The sequence below is a fragment of the Priestia sp. YIM B13490 genome (assembly GCF_042787735.1).
Taxonomy (GTDB): domain Bacteria; phylum Bacillota; class Bacilli; order Bacillales; family Bacillaceae_H; genus Priestia; species Priestia megaterium.
The window spans coordinates 380257-401630 of the sequence record NZ_JBHZOT010000002.1 but is presented as its reverse complement, the minus strand read 5'-3'; the positions used below and the strand labels follow the sequence as shown (position 1 = coordinate 401630).

General features: G+C 39.2%; 18 protein-coding genes and 1 pseudogene. 14 read left to right on the top strand and 5 right to left on the bottom strand.

Annotated elements, in window-relative coordinates:
• The first annotated feature begins 19 nt into the window (after positions 1 to 19).
• The 3 genes from ACFX4R_RS07455 to tagH are packed head-to-tail and all read left to right on the top strand — an operon-like array spanning position 20 to position 4183.
• Positions 20 to 1585 (top strand): DUF6270 domain-containing protein, encoded by a 1566-nt coding sequence (locus tag ACFX4R_RS07455; RefSeq protein WP_098278333.1) that lies wholly within the window; start codon positions 20 to 22, stop codon positions 1583 to 1585.
• 53 nt (positions 1586 to 1638) lie between these two features.
• Positions 1639 to 2445, top strand: coding sequence for an ABC transporter permease (locus ACFX4R_RS07450; RefSeq protein ID WP_013055846.1), 807 nt, complete (start codon positions 1639 to 1641; stop codon positions 2443 to 2445).
• Positions 2446 to 2461: 16 nt separating this feature from the next.
• Entirely contained in the window at positions 2462 to 4183 is a 1722-nt protein-coding gene (gene tagH, locus ACFX4R_RS07445) for a teichoic acids export ABC transporter ATP-binding subunit TagH (protein ID WP_377569243.1), read from the top strand.
• Between the two features lie 38 nt (positions 4184 to 4221).
• On the opposite strand, the gene tagU is transcribed toward tagH, so the two are convergent.
• Positions 4222 to 5172 carry a polyisoprenyl-teichoic acid--peptidoglycan teichoic acid transferase TagU gene (gene tagU, locus ACFX4R_RS07440; protein ID WP_041816657.1) on the bottom strand — a complete coding sequence of 317 codons (951 nt, stop codon included), beginning with the start codon at positions 5170 to 5172 and terminating at the stop codon, positions 4222 to 4224.
• Between the two features lie 195 nt (positions 5173 to 5367).
• Between tagU and ACFX4R_RS07435 the strand changes: the two genes are divergently transcribed.
• From ACFX4R_RS07435 to ACFX4R_RS07415, 5 genes are all read left to right on the top strand, one after another.
• The gene (locus ACFX4R_RS07435; protein WP_098278335.1) at positions 5368 to 6156 is read left to right on the top strand and encodes an SGNH/GDSL hydrolase family protein; all 789 of its coding nucleotides are present in this window, start codon (positions 5368 to 5370) and stop codon (positions 6154 to 6156) included.
• Between the two features lie 212 nt (positions 6157 to 6368).
• The gene (locus ACFX4R_RS07430; protein ID WP_053486971.1) at positions 6369 to 7121 is read left to right on the top strand and encodes a CpsB/CapC family capsule biosynthesis tyrosine phosphatase; all 753 of its coding nucleotides are present in this window, start codon (positions 6369 to 6371) and stop codon (positions 7119 to 7121) included.
• A 279-nt stretch (positions 7122 to 7400) separates the two neighbouring features.
• On the top strand, positions 7401 to 8168 hold the full coding sequence (locus ACFX4R_RS07425) for a tyrosine-protein phosphatase (RefSeq protein ID WP_318331074.1): 768 nt from the start codon (positions 7401 to 7403) through the stop codon (positions 8166 to 8168).
• Between the two features lie 100 nt (positions 8169 to 8268).
• The gene (locus tag ACFX4R_RS07420; RefSeq protein WP_377569240.1) at positions 8269 to 9990 is read left to right on the top strand and encodes a pyruvate oxidase; all 1722 of its coding nucleotides are present in this window, start codon (positions 8269 to 8271) and stop codon (positions 9988 to 9990) included.
• Positions 9991 to 10033: 43 nt separating this feature from the next.
• The gene (locus ACFX4R_RS07415; protein ID WP_377569238.1) at positions 10034 to 11614 is read left to right on the top strand and encodes an FMN-binding glutamate synthase family protein; all 1581 of its coding nucleotides are present in this window, start codon (positions 10034 to 10036) and stop codon (positions 11612 to 11614) included.
• Between the two features lie 24 nt (positions 11615 to 11638).
• Here the strand turns inward: ACFX4R_RS07415 and ACFX4R_RS07410 are convergent, their stop codons facing one another.
• The 3 genes and pseudogenes from ACFX4R_RS07410 to tnpA form a co-directional block, all read right to left on the bottom strand.
• On the bottom strand, positions 11639 to 11932 hold the full coding sequence (locus tag ACFX4R_RS07410; protein WP_318331076.1) for an FCD domain-containing protein: 294 nt from the start codon (positions 11930 to 11932) through the stop codon (positions 11639 to 11641).
• Positions 11933 to 12046: 114 nt separating this feature from the next.
• Positions 12047 to 13159, bottom strand: a complete 1113-nt coding sequence (locus ACFX4R_RS07405) for an RNA-guided endonuclease TnpB family protein (RefSeq protein WP_305157529.1) — start codon at positions 13157 to 13159, stop codon at positions 12047 to 12049.
• Between the two features lie 6 nt (positions 13160 to 13165).
• A pseudogene (tnpA, locus tag ACFX4R_RS07400) lies at positions 13166 to 13557 on the bottom strand (IS200/IS605 family transposase).
• Between the two features lie 359 nt (positions 13558 to 13916).
• Between tnpA and ACFX4R_RS07395 the strand changes: the two are divergent.
• On the top strand, positions 13917 to 14396 hold the full coding sequence (locus ACFX4R_RS07395; protein ID WP_377569235.1) for a competence protein ComK: 480 nt from the start codon (positions 13917 to 13919) through the stop codon (positions 14394 to 14396).
• A 101-nt stretch (positions 14397 to 14497) separates the two neighbouring features.
• Here the strand turns inward: ACFX4R_RS07395 and ACFX4R_RS07390 are convergent, their stop codons facing one another.
• Positions 14498 to 14989 carry a sigma-70 family RNA polymerase sigma factor gene (locus tag ACFX4R_RS07390; RefSeq protein ID WP_377569233.1) on the bottom strand — a complete coding sequence of 164 codons (492 nt, stop codon included), beginning with the start codon at positions 14987 to 14989 and terminating at the stop codon, positions 14498 to 14500.
• Between the two features lie 392 nt (positions 14990 to 15381).
• Here ACFX4R_RS07390 and ACFX4R_RS07385 point away from each other — a divergent pair, with 392 nt between their 5' ends.
• The 5 genes from ACFX4R_RS07385 (at position 15382) to ACFX4R_RS07365 (ending at position 21316) form a co-directional block, all read left to right on the top strand.
• Positions 15382 to 16128 (top strand): SGNH/GDSL hydrolase family protein, encoded by a 747-nt coding sequence (locus ACFX4R_RS07385; protein ID WP_377569231.1) that lies wholly within the window; start codon positions 15382 to 15384, stop codon positions 16126 to 16128.
• A 725-nt stretch (positions 16129 to 16853) separates the two neighbouring features.
• On the top strand, positions 16854 to 19268 hold the full coding sequence (nirB, locus tag ACFX4R_RS07380) for a nitrite reductase large subunit NirB (RefSeq protein ID WP_377569229.1): 2415 nt from the start codon (positions 16854 to 16856) through the stop codon (positions 19266 to 19268).
• 18 nt (positions 19269 to 19286) lie between these two features.
• The gene (gene nirD, locus ACFX4R_RS07375) at positions 19287 to 19613 is read left to right on the top strand and encodes a nitrite reductase small subunit NirD (RefSeq protein WP_013055862.1); all 327 of its coding nucleotides are present in this window, start codon (positions 19287 to 19289) and stop codon (positions 19611 to 19613) included.
• Positions 19614 to 19684: 71 nt separating this feature from the next.
• Positions 19685 to 20455, top strand: coding sequence for a uroporphyrinogen-III C-methyltransferase (cobA, locus tag ACFX4R_RS07370; RefSeq protein ID WP_098525360.1), 771 nt, complete (start codon positions 19685 to 19687; stop codon positions 20453 to 20455).
• A gap of 24 nt (positions 20456 to 20479) precedes the next feature.
• Complete coding sequence (locus ACFX4R_RS07365; protein WP_280559203.1) at positions 20480 to 21316, top strand: formate/nitrite transporter family protein; 837 nt, start codon at positions 20480 to 20482, stop codon at positions 21314 to 21316.
• Positions 21317 to 21374 lie beyond the last annotated feature (58 nt).

Below are 21374 nucleotides of genomic sequence, written 5' to 3'. Positions count from 1 at the left end.
ACTTAATTATAGGTGGGTCATGAATTTACTAGTAGAAAACATTAAATATAGAGATATTGCTATCATAGAAATAGCCTTAAATATTCCGAAAGAACTCAAGTTAAAGCCAGCTGAACTCTTGCTAACGAGACGTGCTAAACATAAAAACAAAAGCATAACCTATTCGCAGCAAATTTCGCTGGATGATTCAGTCATTATTAACTTGAATGATTTAAAGCACTTAAAAGGGAATTCAGTATCTGTAGAAGAGATTATAGATGTTGCTATTAAAGCAGAAGAGCAATTATACGAGTTGAGTCTAGCTGATTTTAATGTAACTAAAATCAAATATATGACTGAAAAAGTATGGGGAACTCATTGGATCAAACCGTATAGCACAAATAAAAAAACAGTTGCCATTTACACTAAAACAGACTTTGCGGCAAAAGTCATTGAATGCTCTTTAGAAAAATCAGATTTGATTCTTACTGTTGAAATGAATGCAACGATTCTTCCCCAGGATTGCTATGCGACTATAAACGGGAAAAAATATGCCATTGAGAGCAGGCTGAATTTAAATACAATTGTATTTCGTATACCACTTCAAAATAGTGTACACTTGTATAAGACTATATCTAAAGAAGACGTCTCTATGCAGTACATCATGAACGATACGGTAGTGTCAGCACATCTACATGTGGGAAATCCTGCTCAGCTAAATAATGAATTATATACTATTCAGCTGAACAGCAGCGAACCTTATGCAGCCATGTGGATCGAAAGAAAAAAAAATGACGCAGTAAAAGTAGCAGTATTGGGTTCATGTGTTACACGTGATAATTTTAACAGCAAGTTTAATCCTGACTACAAAAAAAGTTACGAGTGTGTTTCTTTGCAAAATCAATCTTCTATTATAAGTTTAATGGCTCCTGCTTTAGCGTTTCCACAGGACAAAATTGATAACTTAAATGATTGGGATACATGGAATGTTAAAACAGATTTTCAGAAGCAGTTTTTAAAGGATCTAAAAAAACAGCAGCCTGATTATTTAATCATTGACTTGTTTGGAGACATCTTTTTTGGGTGCCTTCGTGTGGCGGATAGTTTTTTAACTAATAATTACTGGAAGTTAGCTAAAACTAGTTATTTCAAGGAATTAAAAAATCATGATGCTATTACCCTGCAAAACAAACAGGATGAATATATGGAACTCTGGAAAAAGGCGGTTAACGACCTATTTGCTTTTCTTCAAGCGGAATTGCCTAATTGCAAAGTAGTTCTTCATAAAGCACGCTTCACAGATTCTTATTATGACAATGAAGGTCAGGTCAAAACCATAGCTTCTTCTGTCAATGTTCAGACATTAAATCAATATTGGGACCTCCTCGATGGTTATATTCAAGAAAACTATCAAATAGATGCAATCGATTTAACAAAAGAGAAGTATATCTCTTACGAAGGCCATCCTTGGGGCGTCTTTCACGTTCATTTTGAAATGAACTATTATCAGCAGTTTTTAAAGCAATTACATTGTATTGTAGTAAAGCACTACCTTGAAGCAGAACACGTCTTTGCAACAATATATCAAGAATTAGAGCAGGCTTAATCATTGAGAAGTAAAGTCTATTTCTCAATAAATTGTACAAAAGGAATTATGATATGAAATCAATTAAAATCGTAATACAAGAACAAATTCAAAATCTCTACATGATTGGTAGACTATCAGCTTATGAGTTGAAAAAATCGTATGCGGACAACCTATTAGGTGGACTTTGGATTATTTTGAATCCTTTATTTCAAATTGGAGTTTATTGGGTTGTGTTCGGTCTAGGAGTACGTGGAGGTCAAGATGTTGACGGAATCCCTTTCTTTGTTTGGTTAATTTGCGGCTTAATCCCTTGGTTTTTTATTAGTGCTGCCATCCTTCAAGGCTCTAACTCAGTCTATGCCAGGTTGAATTCAGTTTCGAAAATGAATTTTCCTCTGAGTGTTATACCTACATATGTAGTGGTTGCACAACTTTATACGCACTTAATACTTGTAGCTATGCTAATGGTTATTGTTATTACATCTCAAGGTATCCACCATATAAACATTATTAGTCTATTGTATTTTATGCTGTCGTCATTTTGCTTTTTGCTTTCTTTATCGTTTGTAACATCTACTTTATCTACAATGGTAAGAGATATTCACTTGCTCATTCAGACAGCTACACGTATGTTGTTTTATGTAACTCCTATTTTATGGTTGCCGAGTGATAACACGCCGCAATTGCTAAAAGAGATCTTTGCGATGAATCCTTTTTATTATATTGTAGACGGTTATCGTGAATCGCTGCTAAAAGGCAGCTGGAATTTTATTCACTCTCCATATACGCTTATATTTTGGAGTGTCATTCTCTTGTTGCTTATATTAGGTTCGGCGATTCATGTGAAATTCAGAAAGCAGTTTGTTGACTATTTATAAAAGGTGAATCAGGTATATGAGTTATAAAGTAAAGTTTCAGCAAGTAACAAAAAAATACAAAATGTATAATAAGCAAATAGAGAAAGTAAAAGATTTGTTTTGGAACCGCGGTAAAGGAGAGTACCACTATGCGCTAAATAATATCTCCTTTACCGTAGATAAAGGAGAAATCGTAGGCGTTATAGGATTAAACGGATCAGGGAAAAGTACCTTATCTAATTTAATTGCAGGCGTTACAATGCCAAATGAGGGTATGGTTGATATTAAAGGCAGTGCATCGCTAATTGCTATCGGAGCAGGGTTAAACAACAAGTTAACAGGCCTAGAAAACATTGAACTTAAAGGGTTAATGATGGGGTTGACCAAAAAGCAAATTCAAGAGATTACGCCAAAAGTTATCGAATTCGCTGATATTGGAAAATTTATTAATCAGCCTGTAAAAACCTATTCAAGCGGTATGAAATCCCGCTTAGGTTTTGCTATATCGGTTAATATTGATCCGGATATCCTTGTTATTGACGAAGCGCTCTCTGTTGGAGATCAAACGTTTACAAATAAATGCTTAGAAAAAATGAATGAATTTAAGGAAAATGGCAAAACCATTTTCTTTATCAGTCATTCATTGTCTCAGGTGAAAAGTTTTTGTACAAAGGCTCTTTGGATCCATTATGGACATGTCAAAGAGTATGGAGACATTAACGAAGTAGCGGACCAATACGGTCAGTTTTTAAAAGAATATAATAAGATGTCTAAAGAAGAGCGCGAACAGTTCCGTGAAAAACAGCTCAATGAATTATCACATGGATTATTGAATAACGGCACCTCAGTTTCAAAAGACACAGGTGAACATTCAAAAGAAGAATCTGCTGAACCACTTAGTCTATCTCGTTCAAAAAGAATAGGAAATAAGCAGAAGAGTTCTTCTAGAAAGAAAAGTTTTACTAAAAAAGTATTGTTGCCGGCAGCTGCAGTTATTTTATTAGGAAGTGCTGGGTACGCTGTCTATGCGGCACAAAGTGCCAGCCATTTAACCAAACAGACAGAGAGTAAAAAACAGTCTTCTGCTAGCAGTACTGCTCAAAAGAAACAACAAGCTGAGAAAGCAGTCATTAATACAAAAACTGCTTTTGTCAGGGAAGAGCCAGATTTAGAGAGCAGCCAGAAAGCAGTTCTATCGTTTGGAGAAATATATAAAGTTCTTGAAGAGAAAAAAGATCCTGCCGAAGATATAAAATGGGTAAAATTGAATGCGGAACAAGGGAAGGAAGGCTGGGTTAGTTCAGCTCTTTTAACACCTTATACTGAACAGCAGTCAACGCTAACAAATAAAAATATTGATTCGCTGAACTCGCTTGTACGGTCAAAATATAATATCAGTATAAGTAAGCTGCTAAGTCCGTTAAGTGAAACTCAGCAAAACTTAATGGGAAATCAAGCTTTATCTTTAACAAATCAGTATGAATCAAACGATGGAACTTTACTAAATTATGGATCTGTTCAATATGTGGCACTAAATAATATGATCACCGAAGTATCGTTAAGAAATGTAGATGAGGATACAGAAGATATCTTATCATTACTAAAGAAGAAACCGTTGTTTATCAATGACAAAGAAGGTCTGTATTTCTATCAATCCAAGAATTATTATATTAAGGTATATACAAATGTAAAAACGAACAAAATCAAGATTATATCTTTTGTAGAACGAGAGAAAGCAGAAGGTAAACAAATGAAATAAAAGTAAAGCCGTCTTTCTTAAGAAAGACGGCTTTACTTTTATTTTACATTTAAATGATCTTTTAACTTAGCAGACAACTCTTGGCGCGTTGCATCTGAAACTGCATAGTAGTAAATGCCGTTAATTTTCTCACCTTGACCGTCTACTTGAAGTTGCTCTACGTTATGACGAGCATCTTTATAGTTCGATTGAATTTGCTTCATATCGTCGAATGTAAGGTTTGTTCTAACATTCGTTCCAATTGCATCTAAAATATTACCATAGTTTGCTAGTGATTGAACGCTTGCTCCTTCTTCAATAACACCTTCAATAATTTGACGCTGGCGCAGTTGACGTCCAAAATCTCCGCGAGGATCTTCTTTACGCATACGAGAGTAAGCAAGAGCTTCTTTCCCGTCCAGCGTAAGCTTTCCTTTTTTGAAGCTGTACCCATCATAATTAAAGTCTAAGTCATTGTTCACTGTCACGCCTCCAACTGCGTCCACAATGTCTTTAAAGCTTTCCATATTCACTTGGACATAATAATCAACCGGTACATCCAAGAATTTTTCAACCGTATTTACAGCCATATCGACACCGCCGAATGCATAGGCGTGATTGATTTTATCAGTCGTTCCTTTTCCAACAATCTCTGTGCGTGTATCACGAGGGATACTGACCATTTTCATCGATTGATCTTTTGGGTTCACTGTCATTAGAATTAATGAGTCAGAACGCCCGCGGTCTCCTGCACGCTGATCCACTCCTAAGAGTAATATTGAAATAGGGTCTTTGTCACTGAATGAAACCTTCTCAGATCTTTTCTCCGATACATCACGTTTTAAAGGCTCATGAGTCTGCGTGAACGTTTTTTCAACAGAATGCCAAACACTGTAGGCATAAGCGCCTACACCAAGGATTAATAATACAATAATACCCATAATGATTTTGAATGCGCGTTTTTTCTTCGGCTTTCTCCTTTTACGTTTGCGAGTTTGAGATTCTTCCATATTCATTGTCTCTTCCTTTGCTTAATATATTGATAAAATAAATGAAGTACCTATGTAAGTCATTATTCTTATCTTGAAAAAAATTCTGCATCAAAATTACTGAAAAAATGACAAATTTAATCATTTTTCTGCACTTACTTACAAATTATATTATAATAAGAGCAAAAAAGAAAGATATAGTAAGGGAGACAATTTATGAAAATTTGGATTAATATTCTAGCAGTCATTGTTTTTATTGCCGCAATTTCATTAGGAAAAGTGTATTGGAACAACAAAGTGTCAGAACAATCTGTTTCCAGACCAACAAAAGTAGAGGCTTCCAGTGATGCAAGTAATTCAGAAACTACTTGGAAAGAACACGCTCAAAATCTTCCGGAATCTATTAAAACTAAAATTCAAAAAGCTAAGCAAACAAAAACACCGCTGAAGCTAGTTATTGTTGGATCAGCACCGCAAGAAGAAGTAAAAGCTACTTGGGCCGAGCTGTTGAAGAAAAAAATTGAAGATACATATGGTTCTTCCTTAATCCAAGTTGACGTCCGTGAATATGAGGATATGACAACCTTACAGTTCATCAAAAGCGATACATATAAAGAAATTGCCAAAGCAAGTCCAGATGTTTTGCTGTTTGAACCGTTTCTTTTAAATGATAACGGCGTAGTAGGTATTGAGAATACGTTAGATAATGTAGATATTATCTTGACGTATTTGAAACGTCAAAATGGACAGCTGGTTACGATTCTTCAGCCGTCAGCTCCCGTTTATAAAGCAAATAATTACCCATCTGATGCTAAGGCGTTAGAAGACTTTGCAAAAGAAAGTGGCTATGAATATATCAATCATTGGAAAGCATGGCCGGACTATCACTCAGAAAAGATTTCAGCTTATTTAACACAAGCGCCTGGTCAGCCTAATGACAAGGGAGAACAGCTGTGGGCACAGTATTTAGCACACTATTTTACAAATTCTAAATCTAGCCAGTAAACAACAAGCCTAACCATTCGGTTAGGCCTATTGTTTTAAAAAGAAAAATACTTATAAAATGCATTTCAAGACAAAATGGGAGCTTGTAAGACATAAAATTTATACATAAGAAGCAATTTTCCTTTATATAGAAAAGTCGGTAGGGGTCTATGATATAATATAACTCATGGAATACTATCCATGATCTGAGGCATAGAAAGAGGAGAAAAAGAATGATAGATATATATACCAATATCTTGCCAAATGTGAACAGTGGTCCCAAAAGTGTAGAAGAGTTTTTAGAAATGGCAAATGTATTAGTGAAACAAGGCGTAACAGAAGTCGTAGCAGCACCTCTTTATGACGGAAAAGATTCCAGCTGTAGAGAAAGTGTTGATCTTGCAAATGAATGGTTAAGAAAATCTTCTATTTCGTTAAGAGTTTTACCAGGTCATAAAATAGTTGCCTCTACCCAGATGATTGTATCAAATGAAGATTATTATATGATGACAATAAATGAAAATGAAAAATATATGTTTTTAGAGATTCCGCAAGATGTGGAAATTGAAGTGTTAGAAAGTATTGCATACGAGCTTCAGTTAAAAGGCATCGTGCCTATTTTAAATGAGCCTGAACGTCATTCATTATTTGTAGAGAATCCCGCGCATTTGTACAAGCTCGTAAAAAATGGAGCAGTCGTTCAGCTGTCTGCACAAAGTGTGCTGGGCGGCAACGGGAGTAAAGCTAAAAAAGCCGCTTATCAGTTCATTGATCACGGATTAGCACACGTTATTGCATCTGGCGTGAATCGTGAAAATTACCAGCAGTACGGCCTGCAAAAAGCTTATTCTGCTGTTTCTAAAAAATACGGCAACAGTAAGCTCTATCATTTCATGGAAAATGCTGAGGCTATTGCGAGCGGGAAGGCTGTTTATAAACAAGAGCCTGAACGCATCAAAAAAACAAAATTCCTAGGAATCTTTTAACTTTTCCCTTTGTACCCTGATTAACTTCTGTTTAATCAGGGTATTTGCATACAAAGACCTATTTCAATCCCTTCTTTTCTCATCATTATTTGGAGTTATTTTACAAATTTTGTTTGCGTTTTCACAAAGAATAATAGTAAAATATTGTTAGTTAAGTAGATGACAGGAAAGTACGCGGTTTTCCGGGGTTCGTGGTGGTAAATGTCGAGAAGAATACATAGTTTCACACTTGAAATCGTCGTAGAATAGAGCTATACAAAACGCAGGGAGGGAAATAAAGTGATTGATATTCATACGTACATATTGCCTAATATCGATAGCGGACCTGAGGAAGTAGACGGCTTTTTGAAGATGGCACGCTCCTTAGCGGATCAAGGCGTTCAGTCCGTGGTGGCGACGCCGCTTTATGATAGCGATCAAGAGTTCATGAAACACCATTTATTTCTCTATGTGAACGCAGCTAATGAATGGCTCACGAATTCATGTATTCCTCTTCAAGTATTACCAGGTCAGCTTGTCCCTTTATCGCCTCAACTTCTGCGAAACTATGAGCGAAATCAGCTTCTTACGCTTAATCACACCGATAAATATTTGTTTCTTTCACTGCCTGACTGTGATGTCTCACCTTATTTTGAAAAAACGCTGTATGATCTTCTCACAAAAGGCATTGTGCCTATTCTTCGTTCACCAGAATGTCACCCGATTTTCCGAGATCACCCTGAGCGTTTGTATGAGCTTGTTAAAAAAGGCGTACTTATTCAGCTAAGCGCCGCTAGTATTCTTGGTTTAAACGGAAAAAAAGAAAGAAAAGCGGCGTGTACGTTTATTAAATACCGCTTAGCCCACGTGATTGCCTCGGGCGTTCATGCTCGCAATTACCACGACTATTCACTTTCAAAAGCGTATGATTACATTTCCGATATGTACGGTGCTTCAGAACTTTATTTTTTTATTGAAAATGCAGAAGCGATTATCGACGGTCGTCCGGTGCATCAATTAGACCCTGAGCCGATGAAAAAATTTAGTTTATTTAAATTATTTAGCTGAAAACAAGGGACTTTTCCATAAAAACGGGAAAGTTCCTTGTTTTGTCTTTCTTTCATTGTGGTATGGAATAGAAACAACGTTAAAGAAAGGAAGGCTGAATATGATAAAAACTACAGCTGGCAAAGCAGCTATGTCGGTATTAAAAGAATGGAAGATCGATCACATTTTCGGTATGCCAGGAGATTCCATCAATCATTTCATGGATAACTTGCGCAGTGAAAAAGATGAAATTGAATTTATTCAAGTCCGTCACGAGGAAGTAGGCGCACTTGCGGCATCTTCTTATGCTAAAATTACAGGCAAAATCGGTGTGTGTCTGTCGATTGGAGGGCCGGGTGCGATTCATTTGTTAAACGGTTTGTATGATGCTAAAGCAGACGGTGCACCGGTGCTAGTGCTAGCGGGACAGGTGCCTCGCGCGAAGCTTGGCAATGAATCGTTTCAAGAAGTGAACTTAGAACGTGTTTTTGACGATGTGTCGGTGTTTAATCACCGAGTAGATTCGCCTGAATCGTTTCCGCATCTGCTGCAGCAAGCAATTCGAACGGCTTATGCGAAAAAAGGCGTCGCGGTCTTAGTTATTCCAGATGATATTCCGTCTTCAACGATTAAAATTGATGAAAAAACGCCAATTGCTAATGTGTCAAAATCAATTTCTCACAGTGACCCGGAAGATGTAGCTAAAGCGCTTCTAGCGATTAAATACGCAAAAAAACCGGTTATTTTAGCAGGAACGGGTGCCAAGCACGCCAAGCTTGAGTTAGCGCAGTTTGCGGAAAAAATTGCGGCGCCGATTATCTTTACGCTTCCGGGTAAAGGAATACTGCCTGATCATCATCCTTACAACTTAGGTCAGCTCGGGCAGATTGGTACAAAGCCGGCGTATGAAGCGATGGAAGAAACCGATTTGCTGATTATGATTGGAACTTCGTTTCCATATCGTGAGTTTTTACCAGATGGAGTCGAAGCAATACAGCTGGATTCTAATGCCACACAAATCGGCAGACGTTACCCTGTATCGATTGGATTAGTCGGAGACTCGAAAACGACGCTGTCACAGCTTACGCATAATTTAGATTATCAAGAAAACCGCCGTTTCCTAGAAGAGTGTCAAGTTAATATGGAAAACTGGTGGAAGCACGTAGAAAAAGAAGAAAACGAAGTGAGTACGCCAATCAAGCCCCAGCAAGTCATTCCTAAGCTGCAAAAAATCGTTGACGATGATGCGATTGTATCTGTTGATGTAGGAAACGTGACGGTATGGATGGCAAGACATTTCCGCATGACGAATCAAAAATTTGTGATTTCAAGCTGGCTGGCAACGATGGGCTGCGGACTCCCGGCTGCGATTGCAGGAAAGCTTGCTCATCCTGAAAAACAATCGGTAGCCGTGTGCGGTGACGGAGGCTTTACGATGGTCATGCAAGATTTTGTGACGGCTGTGAAGTACAAGCTGCCAATTGTTGTAGTCGTCCTTAATAACAGTGAAATCGGGATGATTAAATATGAACAAGCAATTCAAGGTCACTTGGATTACCAAACGCAGCTTGGTGAGATGAACTTTGCGAAGTTCGCTGAATCATGCGGAGGAATTGGCTACCGCGTTGAAAAACACGAGGAGCTCGAAACAGCGTTTGAAAAAGCAGCGCTTGCGAATGTTCCTGTTGTGATTGATGTTGTTATTGCGGATGAACCGCCGCTTCCAGGCAAAATTTCATTCGGACAAGCAGCCAATTATTCGAAGCACATCATGAAAAAATTCTTTAAAGAACATGAGCTCGAAATGCCGCCGCTTCGTAAAGGACTAAGCAGAATGCTTTAATCAGTGACTCTCCGTATAGGAGAGTCTTTTTAGGAGGGATATCATGGGAGTATTTGAAATCATTTTACTTATTTTTGGCGCGGTCATGATGCTTGTGATTGTAGTGCCGGTTATTATCGCTATTATTCTTTGGATGAAAGATGAAAAACAAGAAGAGCATTCGGTTTTGAGAAACTATCCGCTGCTCGGGAAAATGCGCTATATTTTTGAGAAAATGGGGCCTGAACTGCGTCAGTATTTATTTTTAAATAATAACGAAGGCAAGCCGTTTTCTCGAAATCAATATGAACAAACCGTTAAGTCAGGTAAATATCTAAACCGGATGATGGGATTTGGCTCAGAGCGTGATTTTAGCGAACCGGGCTACTACATTCGAAACGCGGTGTTTCCAAAGCAGCGCGACGAAATGAAAGCGGATAATACGCAAAAAATTAAAACGAAAGTATATAAAATGGACGCCGATAACTTATTCAGCCGAAGAGAGCACCGAGAAGAAAAAGAAGCGGATCCGTTTTATTTGCGGGATGAAGAGGCGGTCGTTATAGGTCCTTCATGCAAAAAGCCGTTTGTTGTAAAAGGATTAATCGGTCAATCCGGCATGAGCTTTGGAGCGCTTGGTGACCACGCGATTACGGCTTTATCACTAGGGTTAGGACGAGCAGGCGGCACGTGGATGAATACGGGAGAAGGCGGACTGTCACCGTATCATTTAAAAGGAAACGTCGATATTATTTTTCAAATTGGTCCCGGGCTTTTTGGCGTTCGGACAAAAGAAGGCGAATTTTCATGGGAAGAATTTAAAAAGAAAAGTGAAATGAAGCAAATCAAAGCGTTTGAAATTAAGCTGGCGCAAGGGGCCAAAACGCGAGGCGGTCACGTAGACGGTTCAAAAGTAACGGAAGAAATCGCCGAAATCCGCAATTTAAAGCCAGGAGAATCGGTAGACAGTCCAAACCGCTTTAAAGAGTTTGCGTCGTATCCTGAAATGTTCCAGTTTATTGAAAAACTTCGAGACGTAGGCGGCAAGCCAGTAGGCATTAAAATGGTTGTCGGAAACACAAATGATCTTGAAGAGATGGCGGCGTATATGAAAGAGACGGGAAGCGGACCTGATTTTATTACGATTGACGGAGCAGAAGGCGGAACAGGCGCATCGTTTCAAGAATTAGCGGACGGAGCGGGCGTACCGCTGTTTTCAGGACTTCCTTTTGTGGATGAACTGCTTAAAAAGTATGGCGTTCGTGATGAAGTAAAGCTTTTTGCATCGGGCAAGCTGTTAACGGCAGATAAAGTTGCAACGGCTTTATCGCTGGGTGCTGACTGCGTTAATATTGCCAGAGGCTTTATGTTTTCTGTTGGCTGTATTCAAGCGCAGGTTTGTCACAATAACCGCTGTCCGGTAGGCGTAGCCACAACAGATCCAAAGCTGCAAAAAGCGCTTATTATTGAAGAAAAGTCATATCGCGTGTGCAACTACGTGCTGTCATTACGTGAAGGATTGTTTAATTTAGCAGCAGCAGCCGGTATTGATTCACCGACGAAGTTTTCAAAGAAACACGTGGTGTTCAAAAACAGCAGCGGACAGTTAGCTGATATTTCTGTAAAAGAAAAGATGTACGTATAAAAAAGCTGCCGATTGGCAGCTTTTTTATTGTCTTCTTTGAAGTAAATGCAGGCAAAACTCTAAGTCTTTTTGAAGGTGTTCCTGCATTAACGCTTCCGCTTTTTCAGCATTGCGTTCTTTAATAGCTTTATAAATGTCTTCATGTTCGTCAATTAAAAACGGGCGGTTGTAAAATACGACCGTATGAATGGATAAGGCTTCATATTCTAAGCGCCTGATGAAATTACGCATTGGTGTTTGGCTGAATACAAGCTTGCTCGCTAATTTTTCTTCAACGATTTTTGTACGGCCTTCAAGCTCACCGTGTGAACTACCCACCACTTACCACCCTTACGGGGTGCTTGGAGTGGGGGCTTCTTGGGTAATCGTCACTCTTGGTAGCTGACGAAATAAACCAAGCTAACCCTCTTGTTCCAAAAGTTAATATTTTTACTAGGCAGTCGTTAATAAGCGAATGCCTTCTTTTTTGATGTTGAGTGCTGAATTATAATCTCTATCGAGGTTTAGTCCACACGAACAGGTGTATGTTCGAATGTGCATCGGCATTGGTTGGATACTCCCACAACTCGAACAAGTCTTAGTAGAAGGAAACCATTTGTTGATTTTAACAAGCTGTTTCCCTTTTTCTTTTAGTTTGTACTGCAAAAAGGACGTGAACATTCCCCATCCATTATCAGCAACACTTTTACCAAACTTTAGAGCTTGTGACATTCCTTTCATATCTAAATCCTCAATTATAACAGCGTCAAAGGAGGACACCAACTCTTTAGATTTATGGTGGAGAAAGTTCTTACGCTGATTTGCCACTTTTTCTTGTATTTCAGCCACTCGAATACGTTGTTTATGCCAATTCGAAGAGCCTTTCTTTTTACGAGAAAGTTTACGTTGTTCTTTTGCTAATTTATCAAGCGATTGTCGATAAAACTTAGGGTAGTTGGCTTTCCTACCCTCGCTATCGACAAATAACCCATCCATCGCAAAATCTAATCCAACAACTTTTTCAAGCTCTTTTCTTTCAATCTCCTTTTCGTACTCAGTCAACACAGAAATGTAGTATTTTCCTGATGCAGTTATAGATATGGTACAAGATTTGATTTTATACTCTGAAGGAATTACTCGATGTTGCTTAATTTTGACCATTTTTAATTTAGGTAATTTGATATGGCCATCCAGCAATTGAATATTTCCGTTGACAGCATTCGTTGTATAGCTTTGTTTGTGCCGTTTGCTTTTGAATTTCGGAAACCTAGCATTCCCCTTAAAGAACGCTTTATAAGCCTTATCTAAGTTCAGTTGTGCATTTGCCAATGCCAATGAGTCTACTTCTTTTAACCATTTAAACTCCTTTTTATATTTAGCAGGGGTTGGGTGTTTTACTTTTTTTAATGCTTCTTTATCTTCTTTAAGGTTTTGGTAAGTTTCGTTTCGTTCTGCTAACATTTTGTTGTAGACGAAACGAACAGAACCAAAGGTTTTCCGTATAAGCAAAGCTTGTTCATCATTTGGATACAAACGAAACTTATAAGCTTTATTTTGTTTAGCCATATCAAATCACCTCACTTTCATCACTTGATCTTCAATATATTCTTTTGCCACTTCAATATGTGAACCGTCAGTGGTCAATAAATAAAAGCTTCGTGACCAAAACATTTCTTTCTAACGAGAGGAAATTCTTTTTTATTCAGTCTCGAACTAGCACTTTTGTACGCATTGATAAACTTTGATAATTCTGTAGTGGGATAGGCTTTTAATAGAATATGAATGTGGTCAATGTCGTTGTTCCGCTCGACCAATGTAATATTATATCTATTGCCTAATGATACAAACTTTTCTTTCGCATAATCTGAAATCGCATCGTTGATTACGTTTTGCCTGTAGTTTATGACCAAAACTAAATGGTAGTACATCGACAAAACTGAATGTTTATTAATATCTAAATTAATTGTTATATCAAACCTTATTATTTATAAGCTTGATTTTAATATAAAGAAACAGAAAACAAAAGCTTTTAGGCTAACAGTCAACCGAAATTCATCTATGTCCTTAACACGCTTGAAGAAGGAAACTCCGTTCGGAAGTACGTTAAAAACGTGGACAGTGATGGAAACGATTCTATCGTTTGCAGCGTTTGCAATGGTTCTTATTTTAGACATTTTTATTTAAAAGAAAAGCGCTGGTTTCAGCGCTTTTTTCTTTGATGAAAAATATATTCATAACATTTAGAATAATGAGAAAAAAAGACTAGATTTTCCCCTTTTCGATAGTATAGAATAGTTATAAAGTAGTAAAAGGAGGTAGATGTATGACAAATGATGAAAAGTATCAAATTGGTTTGACGACAAAAGCATTAATTCCAGTGAATGATCCTATGCACCGAACGAAGGTGCTAGATGAAGCGGGAGAATACATGTTAAGCAAGACCTGTAAGCAATTATTAGAAGAAGCGTGCATTCGAGAATTAAGTACGTTTAAGGGCTCCATTGCCGCCGTTCGAAAAATGTTTCCGTACAAACAGCTTACGCCGCTTGTTATTAATCGTTCACAAGCCATCATTGCGTTTCCGACATCTTCGCCAAATGACTATGGCTGCGCCTGGATTTTTGCCTCTCATGTTCATACTTCACACACGCTTGCTACAGTTGATCCAACCTCCATGCTAATTCACTTCAAAGACGGAACGTTCATTCCAGTTAAGCTTTCTTATTATAGTTTAGAAAAAAAGCTGGCCAGAGCGGCTGTTATTCGTAATTACTGTTTAGAAAGTCCGGTTGTCTTGGCATAATGCGTTCGATTTACCGAATAAACTTGTCCTACATATGAACAATCGTTTGGACTACACATATGAACGAAAGGAGGAAGCTTATGATAAGCTTCCTCCTTTTCTTACTCCTGAAGAAGCGAGGCCTTTAGCTTTTTGCGAGCTGCTTTTCCCCAGTTTTTAACGGCTCCCGTGGAGACTCCGTATTTGCAGGCAATATCTTTATACGAGTAGCCTTCTAGCAGATGTTCGAGCACATAGATTTTTTCTCTTCCTGTTAAATGTTCGATATGCTGCTTGATGATTTCACTTTCTAGCGGAACGGGAAGAGCGGGATCTTCGTTCAGTGAAAGCAGATTCTGTTCAGCCGGTGTTTCACGTTCTTCGTATAAAATGGTGCCTTTTAAATGAGAAAGGATCGTACCGCGCACGGTTGTATAGGCATAAGCAGAAAAAGATCCTTTGTTTTCATCAAATTTTTGATACGCTCGCCATAAACCAATCAACGCAATTTGATAATATTCGTCGTAGTCTTTGTAAATATGAAATCTTTTAATCATCGACACAATTAATGGATGAAAAGATGAAGCGATTTGATCAAACGAGCTTTCTTGCATGCAGCATTCCTTTTTCAAAAACGCGTTTTTGCTGTATTCCGCCGGTATCTCTACTGTACAAGGGGAAGATCACCTGTGCGAATGAACGTACATTATGTTTTCTTTTTAAGAAACGTGACGTAATTTCCCCGGAAACTTCACGTTTCGCTAGGAAATATGCGAAGTATACGTGTATTTGTAGAGATTTTACGTACGAAAGGTCCCCCATTCCAAATTCTACTAATCTATAATTATTTTTATATCGATGTAGCAACTCTACCATCACGGAAGAGCGGTGATGATAGAGTTGCTAGACCTTTAAGGGTATATTCGCAGGAGCTACTAATTTTGAGTTCTTCTTTATGAAAGCAATTTGCTGAGATTGTAAGAAGAACTTGTAAAGGGGAGATTGAATGAAGGCGATGGTTGGGGTAAATGTGGCGGCGGCTGTTTTGTGCGGTGCGGTGATGTATGCGGGGACGCAGCACTGGCAGGAGCAAACGGAAGCGCAGGCAAGTGAAGTAAAAACTGCTGTTGTACATAAAGAAAAACAGTTTTCCGATGTATCTGCTTATACAGAAAATCTTCCAGACTTTATCACAAAGCAAATCCAGTCATCTATCGCAAATAAAAAGCCTCTGACTCTTGTAATTGCCACATCCGCAAAGGAAGCAGGGTGGCCTCAGCAGTTTAAAAAAGAGCTAGCAGCTACATATGGAAGTGATGTATTTACGGTTAAAACCCTTTCATACGGCAGCCAAACAACGGATGAGCTTTTATCCTCACATATTGCTGATCAAATTAATCAGCTTCAGCCAAACATTATTCTGTTTGAAGCACCTCTTAAAAATGACTACCAGCACCTTACGCTAGATGATACGCTTGAAAATACAGACAAGCTCATTCATGAGCTCAAAGACTTGAAAAAAACCCTTATGATTCAGCCGTCACAGCCATATATTTCACAAACGGAGTCCTATGAAGAAGGGGTAGAAGCAATCAGGGGAGTCTCTGAAGCAAACTGGGTATATTATATGAATCACTCGCTCATTTGGCCGTTTCATTTAGGAGAGTATATAAATAAAGACAGCGGTAATTTAACGAAAAAAGGAAATGAAGTGTGGGGAGAGTACGTTGTGAATTGGTTTACGGGAAAATAAAAAAACAAACCCTCTTTCAAAAGAAAGAGGGTTTGTTTTTTACAATTTTGCTAGATTGTGACTTTTCTTCGTTTTATAGTAGTAATTTTTGGTGTCTTTGCACTTATAAAGTTTAAAGCCAAAAATCTCTAAAGGAGTCCAAATCTTTTTGATGTTTACGAGTGGCATTATGATTCCCCATTCTGTTCTTTATAGAGTTTATATTAATTCATTATAGAGAACTTAAGGGGGATAGTAAATACTATAAAGAACAGTTTATCTAAAAAATTCTTTATAAAGAATTTTTTGGAATAATTATTGTTGGTACATAAACATTTAGATTTCTTGGTCTGCAATACCCGCAATAATCAGTTTGCATGCTGATAAAAGATAGATGACAAGATACTAACTCACGTCATTAAAATAAGACTATCAAATTATTGATCATTTTCCATAGGAGTGATTTTTATCATAGCTCAGGTTAGTTATTCTTGCTACATTAATGTTGTGAAAAACATCACAAAAAAATGCAAAGGATGATCCAAATTAAAACGTAATTAGACCACTTATTTTTTTTGCTTGCTGTTAAAGCAATGGAATCGCATACATACCATAACTGTGTTAGATAATCTAACACATAAGTTGAACGATTCAGAAAATTCATATATCTTAAGTATATCTTTAAAGATGCATAGAAAATATATCTTTGAAACAAGCAGGTATAGACGCCAGGGGAGGAATGGAAGATGCAAAAAAAGAAACTCGTATTGATTGGAAATGGAATGGCTGGAGTTCGAGCGATTGAAGAAGTATTGAAGGTTTCAAGCGAAGCGTTTGAAATTACGATTTTCGGAAGCGAGCCGCATCCGAACTATAATCGTATTTTACTATCAAAAGTGCTGCAAGGAGATACGAATGTTGAAGACATTACGTTAAACGATTGGAACTGGTATCAAGAAAACAATATTACATTATATACGAGCGAAACGGTTACTAGTATCGATTCAGTGAAAAAAGAAGTAGCGACAAACAGCGGCAGAGTAGAATCGTATGATGAGTTGATTTTAGCAACGGGCTCTCTTCCTTTTATTCTTCCGATTCCAGGGTCTGATAAAAAAGGAGTTACGGCTTTTCGAGATATAAAAGACACGGATGAAATGCTGCAGGCTTCTCAGCAGTATAAAAAAGCAGCGGTTATTGGAGGCGGACTCCTTGGATTAGAAGCAGCGCGCGGACTGTTAAATTTGGGGATGGACGTATCTGTGATTCATTTAGCTCCGTATTTAATGGAACGCCAGCTTGATCCAACAGCCGGCAAACTGCTTCAAAACGAATTAGAAAAACAAGGCATGAAGTTTTTGCTTGAAAAACAAACGGCGGAAATCGTCGGCGATGAGCGAGTTGAAGGATTATCTTTTAAGGACGGGACGTTTTTAGACGCTGATTTAGTCGTGATGGCCGTTGGAATTAAGCCAAACGTTCAGCTTGCAAAAGCAGCGGGACTTAACGTAAATCGAGGAATTGTTGTAAATGACTATATGCAAACGGATATTCCAAACATCTACGCGGTTGGAGAATGTGCAGAGCATAGAGGAATGGTATACGGGCTGGTGGCACCTCTGTATGAACAAGGAAAAGCATTAGCAAAAGCGATTTGCGGGGCAGAAAAAGTTCCTTATGAAGGGTCAGTTTTATCCACGCAGCTAAAAGTATCAGGTGTTGAAGTGTTCTCCGCAGGAGACTTCATGGAAGATGAAGAGAAAAAAGCGATCAAAGTGTTTGATGAACAAGACGGCATTTATAAAAAGCTTGTTTTGCGAGGCAATCAAATTGTAGGAGCTGTTCTTTTTGGAGAAAGCAGCGACGGAAATCGACTGTTTTCAATGATTCAAAAGCAAGAAGATGTATCCGATGTCGCAAAAGTGTCGATTTTACAGCCATCTGGAGGTAACGCGGGTGAAAGCTTAGTAGCAAGCATGAGCGCCGATGATATTATTTGCGGCTGTAACGGCGTAACAAAAGGTACGATTGTGGAAGCTATCCAAAAACAAGGATGCTCATCGGTTGATGAAATCAAAGCTTGTACAAGTGCCTCTCGTTCTTGCGGAGGATGTAAACCGCTTGTAGCGGAAGTGCTTCAGCATACTCTTGGCGCTGACTTTGACGCGGCGGTTCAAAAAGAAGCGATTTGCGGCTGTACGACTCTTTCACGAGATGAAGTTGTCGAAGAAATCAAAGCAAAAGACCTTTCGCATACGCGTGAAGTGATGAATGTACTTGGCTGGAATAATGAAGAAGGCTGTTCGAAATGCCGTCCGGCGCTAAACTATTATTTAGGTATGGTGAATCCAACCGGATACGTTGATGAACGCGAATCACGATTTGTGAATGAACGCATGCACGCAAATATTCAAAAAGACGGCACGTATTCTGTTGTTCCTCGCATGTACGGAGGCGTCACAAATGCAGAAGATTTACGAAAAATTGCCGATGTTGTTGATAAATATGAAATTCCGCTCGTAAAAGTGACAGGTGGTCAGCGTCTTGATTTGTTTGGCGTTAAAAAAGAAGATTTGCCTAGCGTATGGGAAGAGTTAGATATGCCTTCTGGCTACGCGTACGGTAAGTCGCTGCGGACGGTGAAAACATGCGTCGGCGAACAGTTTTGCCGTTTTGGCACGCAGGATTCAATGGGCGTTGGAATTGCGCTTGAGAAAAAATTTGAAGGACTGTGGACGCCTCATAAAGTGAAAATGGCTGTATCTGCTTGTCCGAGAAGCTGTGCTGAGTCAGGTATTAAAGATATTGGCTTTATTGGAATCGACGGCGGCTGGGAAATTTACGTGGGCGGAAATGGAGGTACGCATCTTCGCGGAGGAGATTTATTGTATAAAGTAAAAACAGACGAAGAATTGATGGACATTACAGGAGCTTATTTGCAGTATTACCGGGAAACGGCTAATTACTTAGAGCGTACGTCTGCATGGATTGAACGCATGGGACTTTCGCACATTCAGTCCGTGCTTGATGACGCTGAGACGAGAAGAGAGCTGAATATGCGTATGGACGAAGCGTTATCTACGTATCGTGATCCTTGGAAAGAAATCGTCGAAAGCAAAAAGACGAAAAAAGAGCTGTTCGAAACAGTTGTTACATCATAAAGCTGGGGGGAAATAAAGATGGTGAATAAAAACATTACAAAAGTATGCGTAGGGTCGATTCATGATTTTCCGGTAAGTCTAGGTAAAACAGTGAAAGTAAACGGAAAAGAAATTGCGGTGTTTAAGCTATCAAGCGGAAAAATCCGGGCAATTGAAAATCGCTGTCCGCATAAAGGCGGGGTGCTAAGTGAAGGAATTGTGAGCGGCGACTCGGTGTTCTGTCCGATGCACGACTGGAAAATTTGCTTGCATGACGGTAACGTACAAGAGCCTGACAGCGGATGTGTCGACACGTACGAAGCGTCTGTTGAAGGAGATTTGCTGTATCTTTTAATTGAAGAATAAGTACCGTGGCGCGTTGATTTTCAACGCGCCACAAAAATTCAAGGGAACACATTAAAAGGAGCGAAGCAAAAATGAGAACAGGAAAAGTGTACATTGTAGGAGCCGGACCAGGAGATCCAGATTTACTAACCATAAAAGCAGCCAAATGTTTAGAAAAAGCAGATGTTATTTTATACGACCGATTAGTGAACCCTGTTCTTCTTCAGTATGCAAAAGAAGGAGCGGAACTCGTCTACTGCGGGAAAAAGCCTGGTGATCACTGCGTTTCTCAAGAGGATATTCATGATTTGCTTGTATTCTACGCAAGAAAAGGAAACACCGTCGTGCGGTTAAAAGGCGGAGATCCGTTTATTTTCGGAAGAGGCGGTGAAGAAGCAGAAGTGCTCGCTCAGCATAGAATTCCATTTGAAATCGTTCCGGGTATTACAGCGGGCATCGCGGCACCTGCTTATGCTGGAATTCCTGTGACGCACCGTGAGCTGAGCCGTTCGTTTGCCGTTGTGACGGGACACTGTTTGAGCGGCAAGCCGGAAAGTATTCGCTGGGAGCACTTAGCAAAAGGAGTTGATACGCTTGCGATTTATATGGGCGTTAAAAACTTGCCGTATATTTGCCGTCAGCTTTTAGACGCCGGAAAAAGCGCGGATACGCCCGTCGCGCTTATTGAACAAGGTACGTCTATTTATCAGCGCACGGTTACAGGGACGCTTGGCACAATTGTAGACACGGCTGCTGAACAGCAAGTCAGCAATCCCGCGATGATTGTGATTGGTGAAGTGGTGAAGCAAGCTTCTGCTCTTTCTTGGTTTTTGGAAAAAACAGAAGAAAAAGTATGCGTCTAAGATGAATAAAAGGAGGAAACACTTTTGTTTAAGAATTCACTGCAGTCAATGAATGAGTTAGCACGCGAAAAAACGAAGCTTGTGAATGAGCATTTGCCGAGTTATTTGCTGTTAGCTGTGCTAGCGGGTGCTTACGTAGGACTTGGCGTTATATTAGCTCTATCGGTAGGAGCACCTTTGGCCTCTGCTTCTTTACCGGTCGTTTCTCTTGTGATGGGGTTATCTTTTGCTGTTGCTCTCCTGCTTGTCGTATTTGCAGGAGCTGAATTGTTTACGGGGAATCATATGGTTTATACAGTCAGTACGCTATCGGGAGTCACGACATGGAAAGATACGTTCAAAAACTGGACGTGGTGTTTTATCGGAAATGCGATAGGTGCGTTTGGGCTTTGCTTGTTAATTACCGGAACTGGTTTGTTTAAAGGAATTGAACCGAACCATTTACTTATGACGCTGGCAGCTAAAAAAATGAATTTGCCGGTCAGTGAATTATTTTTTCGCGGCATCCTTTGCAACTGGCTTGTTTGTCTGGCAATTTGGACGGCTGCGCGCACTAAAAGCGATGCGGCAAAGATCATGCTTATTTTTTGGATGCTGTTTGCATTTGTTGCTTCAGGATACGAGCACAGCGTGGCAAATATGACGTTTCTTGGTCTAGCTTTATTGCTTCCGCATCCTGATGCGATTTCGGCTGCTGGGCTATTTCATAATTTAATTCCCGTTACACTCGGAAACATCGTAGGGGGAGGACTGTTTGTGGGAAGCATTTACTGGTTCGTGAACGCTAGGCAGCTGAAAGAAAACGCAAAACAGCCGGCTGCTCTCTCAGCTGACTTGAATTCTGCTAAACTGTCTAAATAGCAAAAAAACCGCTCTTTGTACCATATAGTCTGCTTTTTAAAGCTAGCATTACGGTATT

Bases quoted from the DNA above. Each gene is read 5' to 3' on its own strand.
- ACFX4R_RS07455 (WP_098278333.1), top strand. From the start codon at position 20: ATGAATTTACTAGTAGAAAACATTAAATATAGAGATATTGCTATCATA.
- ACFX4R_RS07450 (WP_013055846.1), top strand. From the start codon at position 1,639: ATGAAATCAATTAAAATCGTAATACAAGAACAAATTCAAAATCTCTAC.
- tagH (WP_377569243.1), top strand. From the start codon at position 2,462: ATGAGTTATAAAGTAAAGTTTCAGCAAGTAACAAAAAAATACAAAATG.
- tagU (WP_041816657.1), bottom strand. From the start codon at position 5,172: ATGGAAGAATCTCAAACTCGCAAACGTAAAAGGAGAAAGCCGAAGAAA.
- ACFX4R_RS07435 (WP_098278335.1), top strand. From the start codon at position 5,368: ATGAAAATTTGGATTAATATTCTAGCAGTCATTGTTTTTATTGCCGCA.
- ACFX4R_RS07430 (WP_053486971.1), top strand. From the start codon at position 6,369: ATGATAGATATATATACCAATATCTTGCCAAATGTGAACAGTGGTCCC.
- ACFX4R_RS07420 (WP_377569240.1), top strand. From the start codon at position 8,269: ATGATAAAAACTACAGCTGGCAAAGCAGCTATGTCGGTATTAAAAGAA.
- ACFX4R_RS07415 (WP_377569238.1), top strand. From the start codon at position 10,034: ATGGGAGTATTTGAAATCATTTTACTTATTTTTGGCGCGGTCATGATG.
- ACFX4R_RS07405 (WP_305157529.1), bottom strand. From the start codon at position 13,159: ATGGCTAAACAAAATAAAGCTTATAAGTTTCGTTTGTATCCAAATGAT.
- ACFX4R_RS07395 (WP_377569235.1), top strand. From the start codon at position 13,917: ATGACAAATGATGAAAAGTATCAAATTGGTTTGACGACAAAAGCATTA.
- ACFX4R_RS07390 (WP_377569233.1), bottom strand. From the start codon at position 14,989: ATGCAAGAAAGCTCGTTTGATCAAATCGCTTCATCTTTTCATCCATTA.
- ACFX4R_RS07385 (WP_377569231.1), top strand. From the start codon at position 15,382: ATGAAGGCGATGGTTGGGGTAAATGTGGCGGCGGCTGTTTTGTGCGGT.
- nirB (WP_377569229.1), top strand. From the start codon at position 16,854: ATGCAAAAAAAGAAACTCGTATTGATTGGAAATGGAATGGCTGGAGTT.
- nirD (WP_013055862.1), top strand. From the start codon at position 19,287: ATGGTGAATAAAAACATTACAAAAGTATGCGTAGGGTCGATTCATGAT.
- cobA (WP_098525360.1), top strand. From the start codon at position 19,685: ATGAGAACAGGAAAAGTGTACATTGTAGGAGCCGGACCAGGAGATCCA.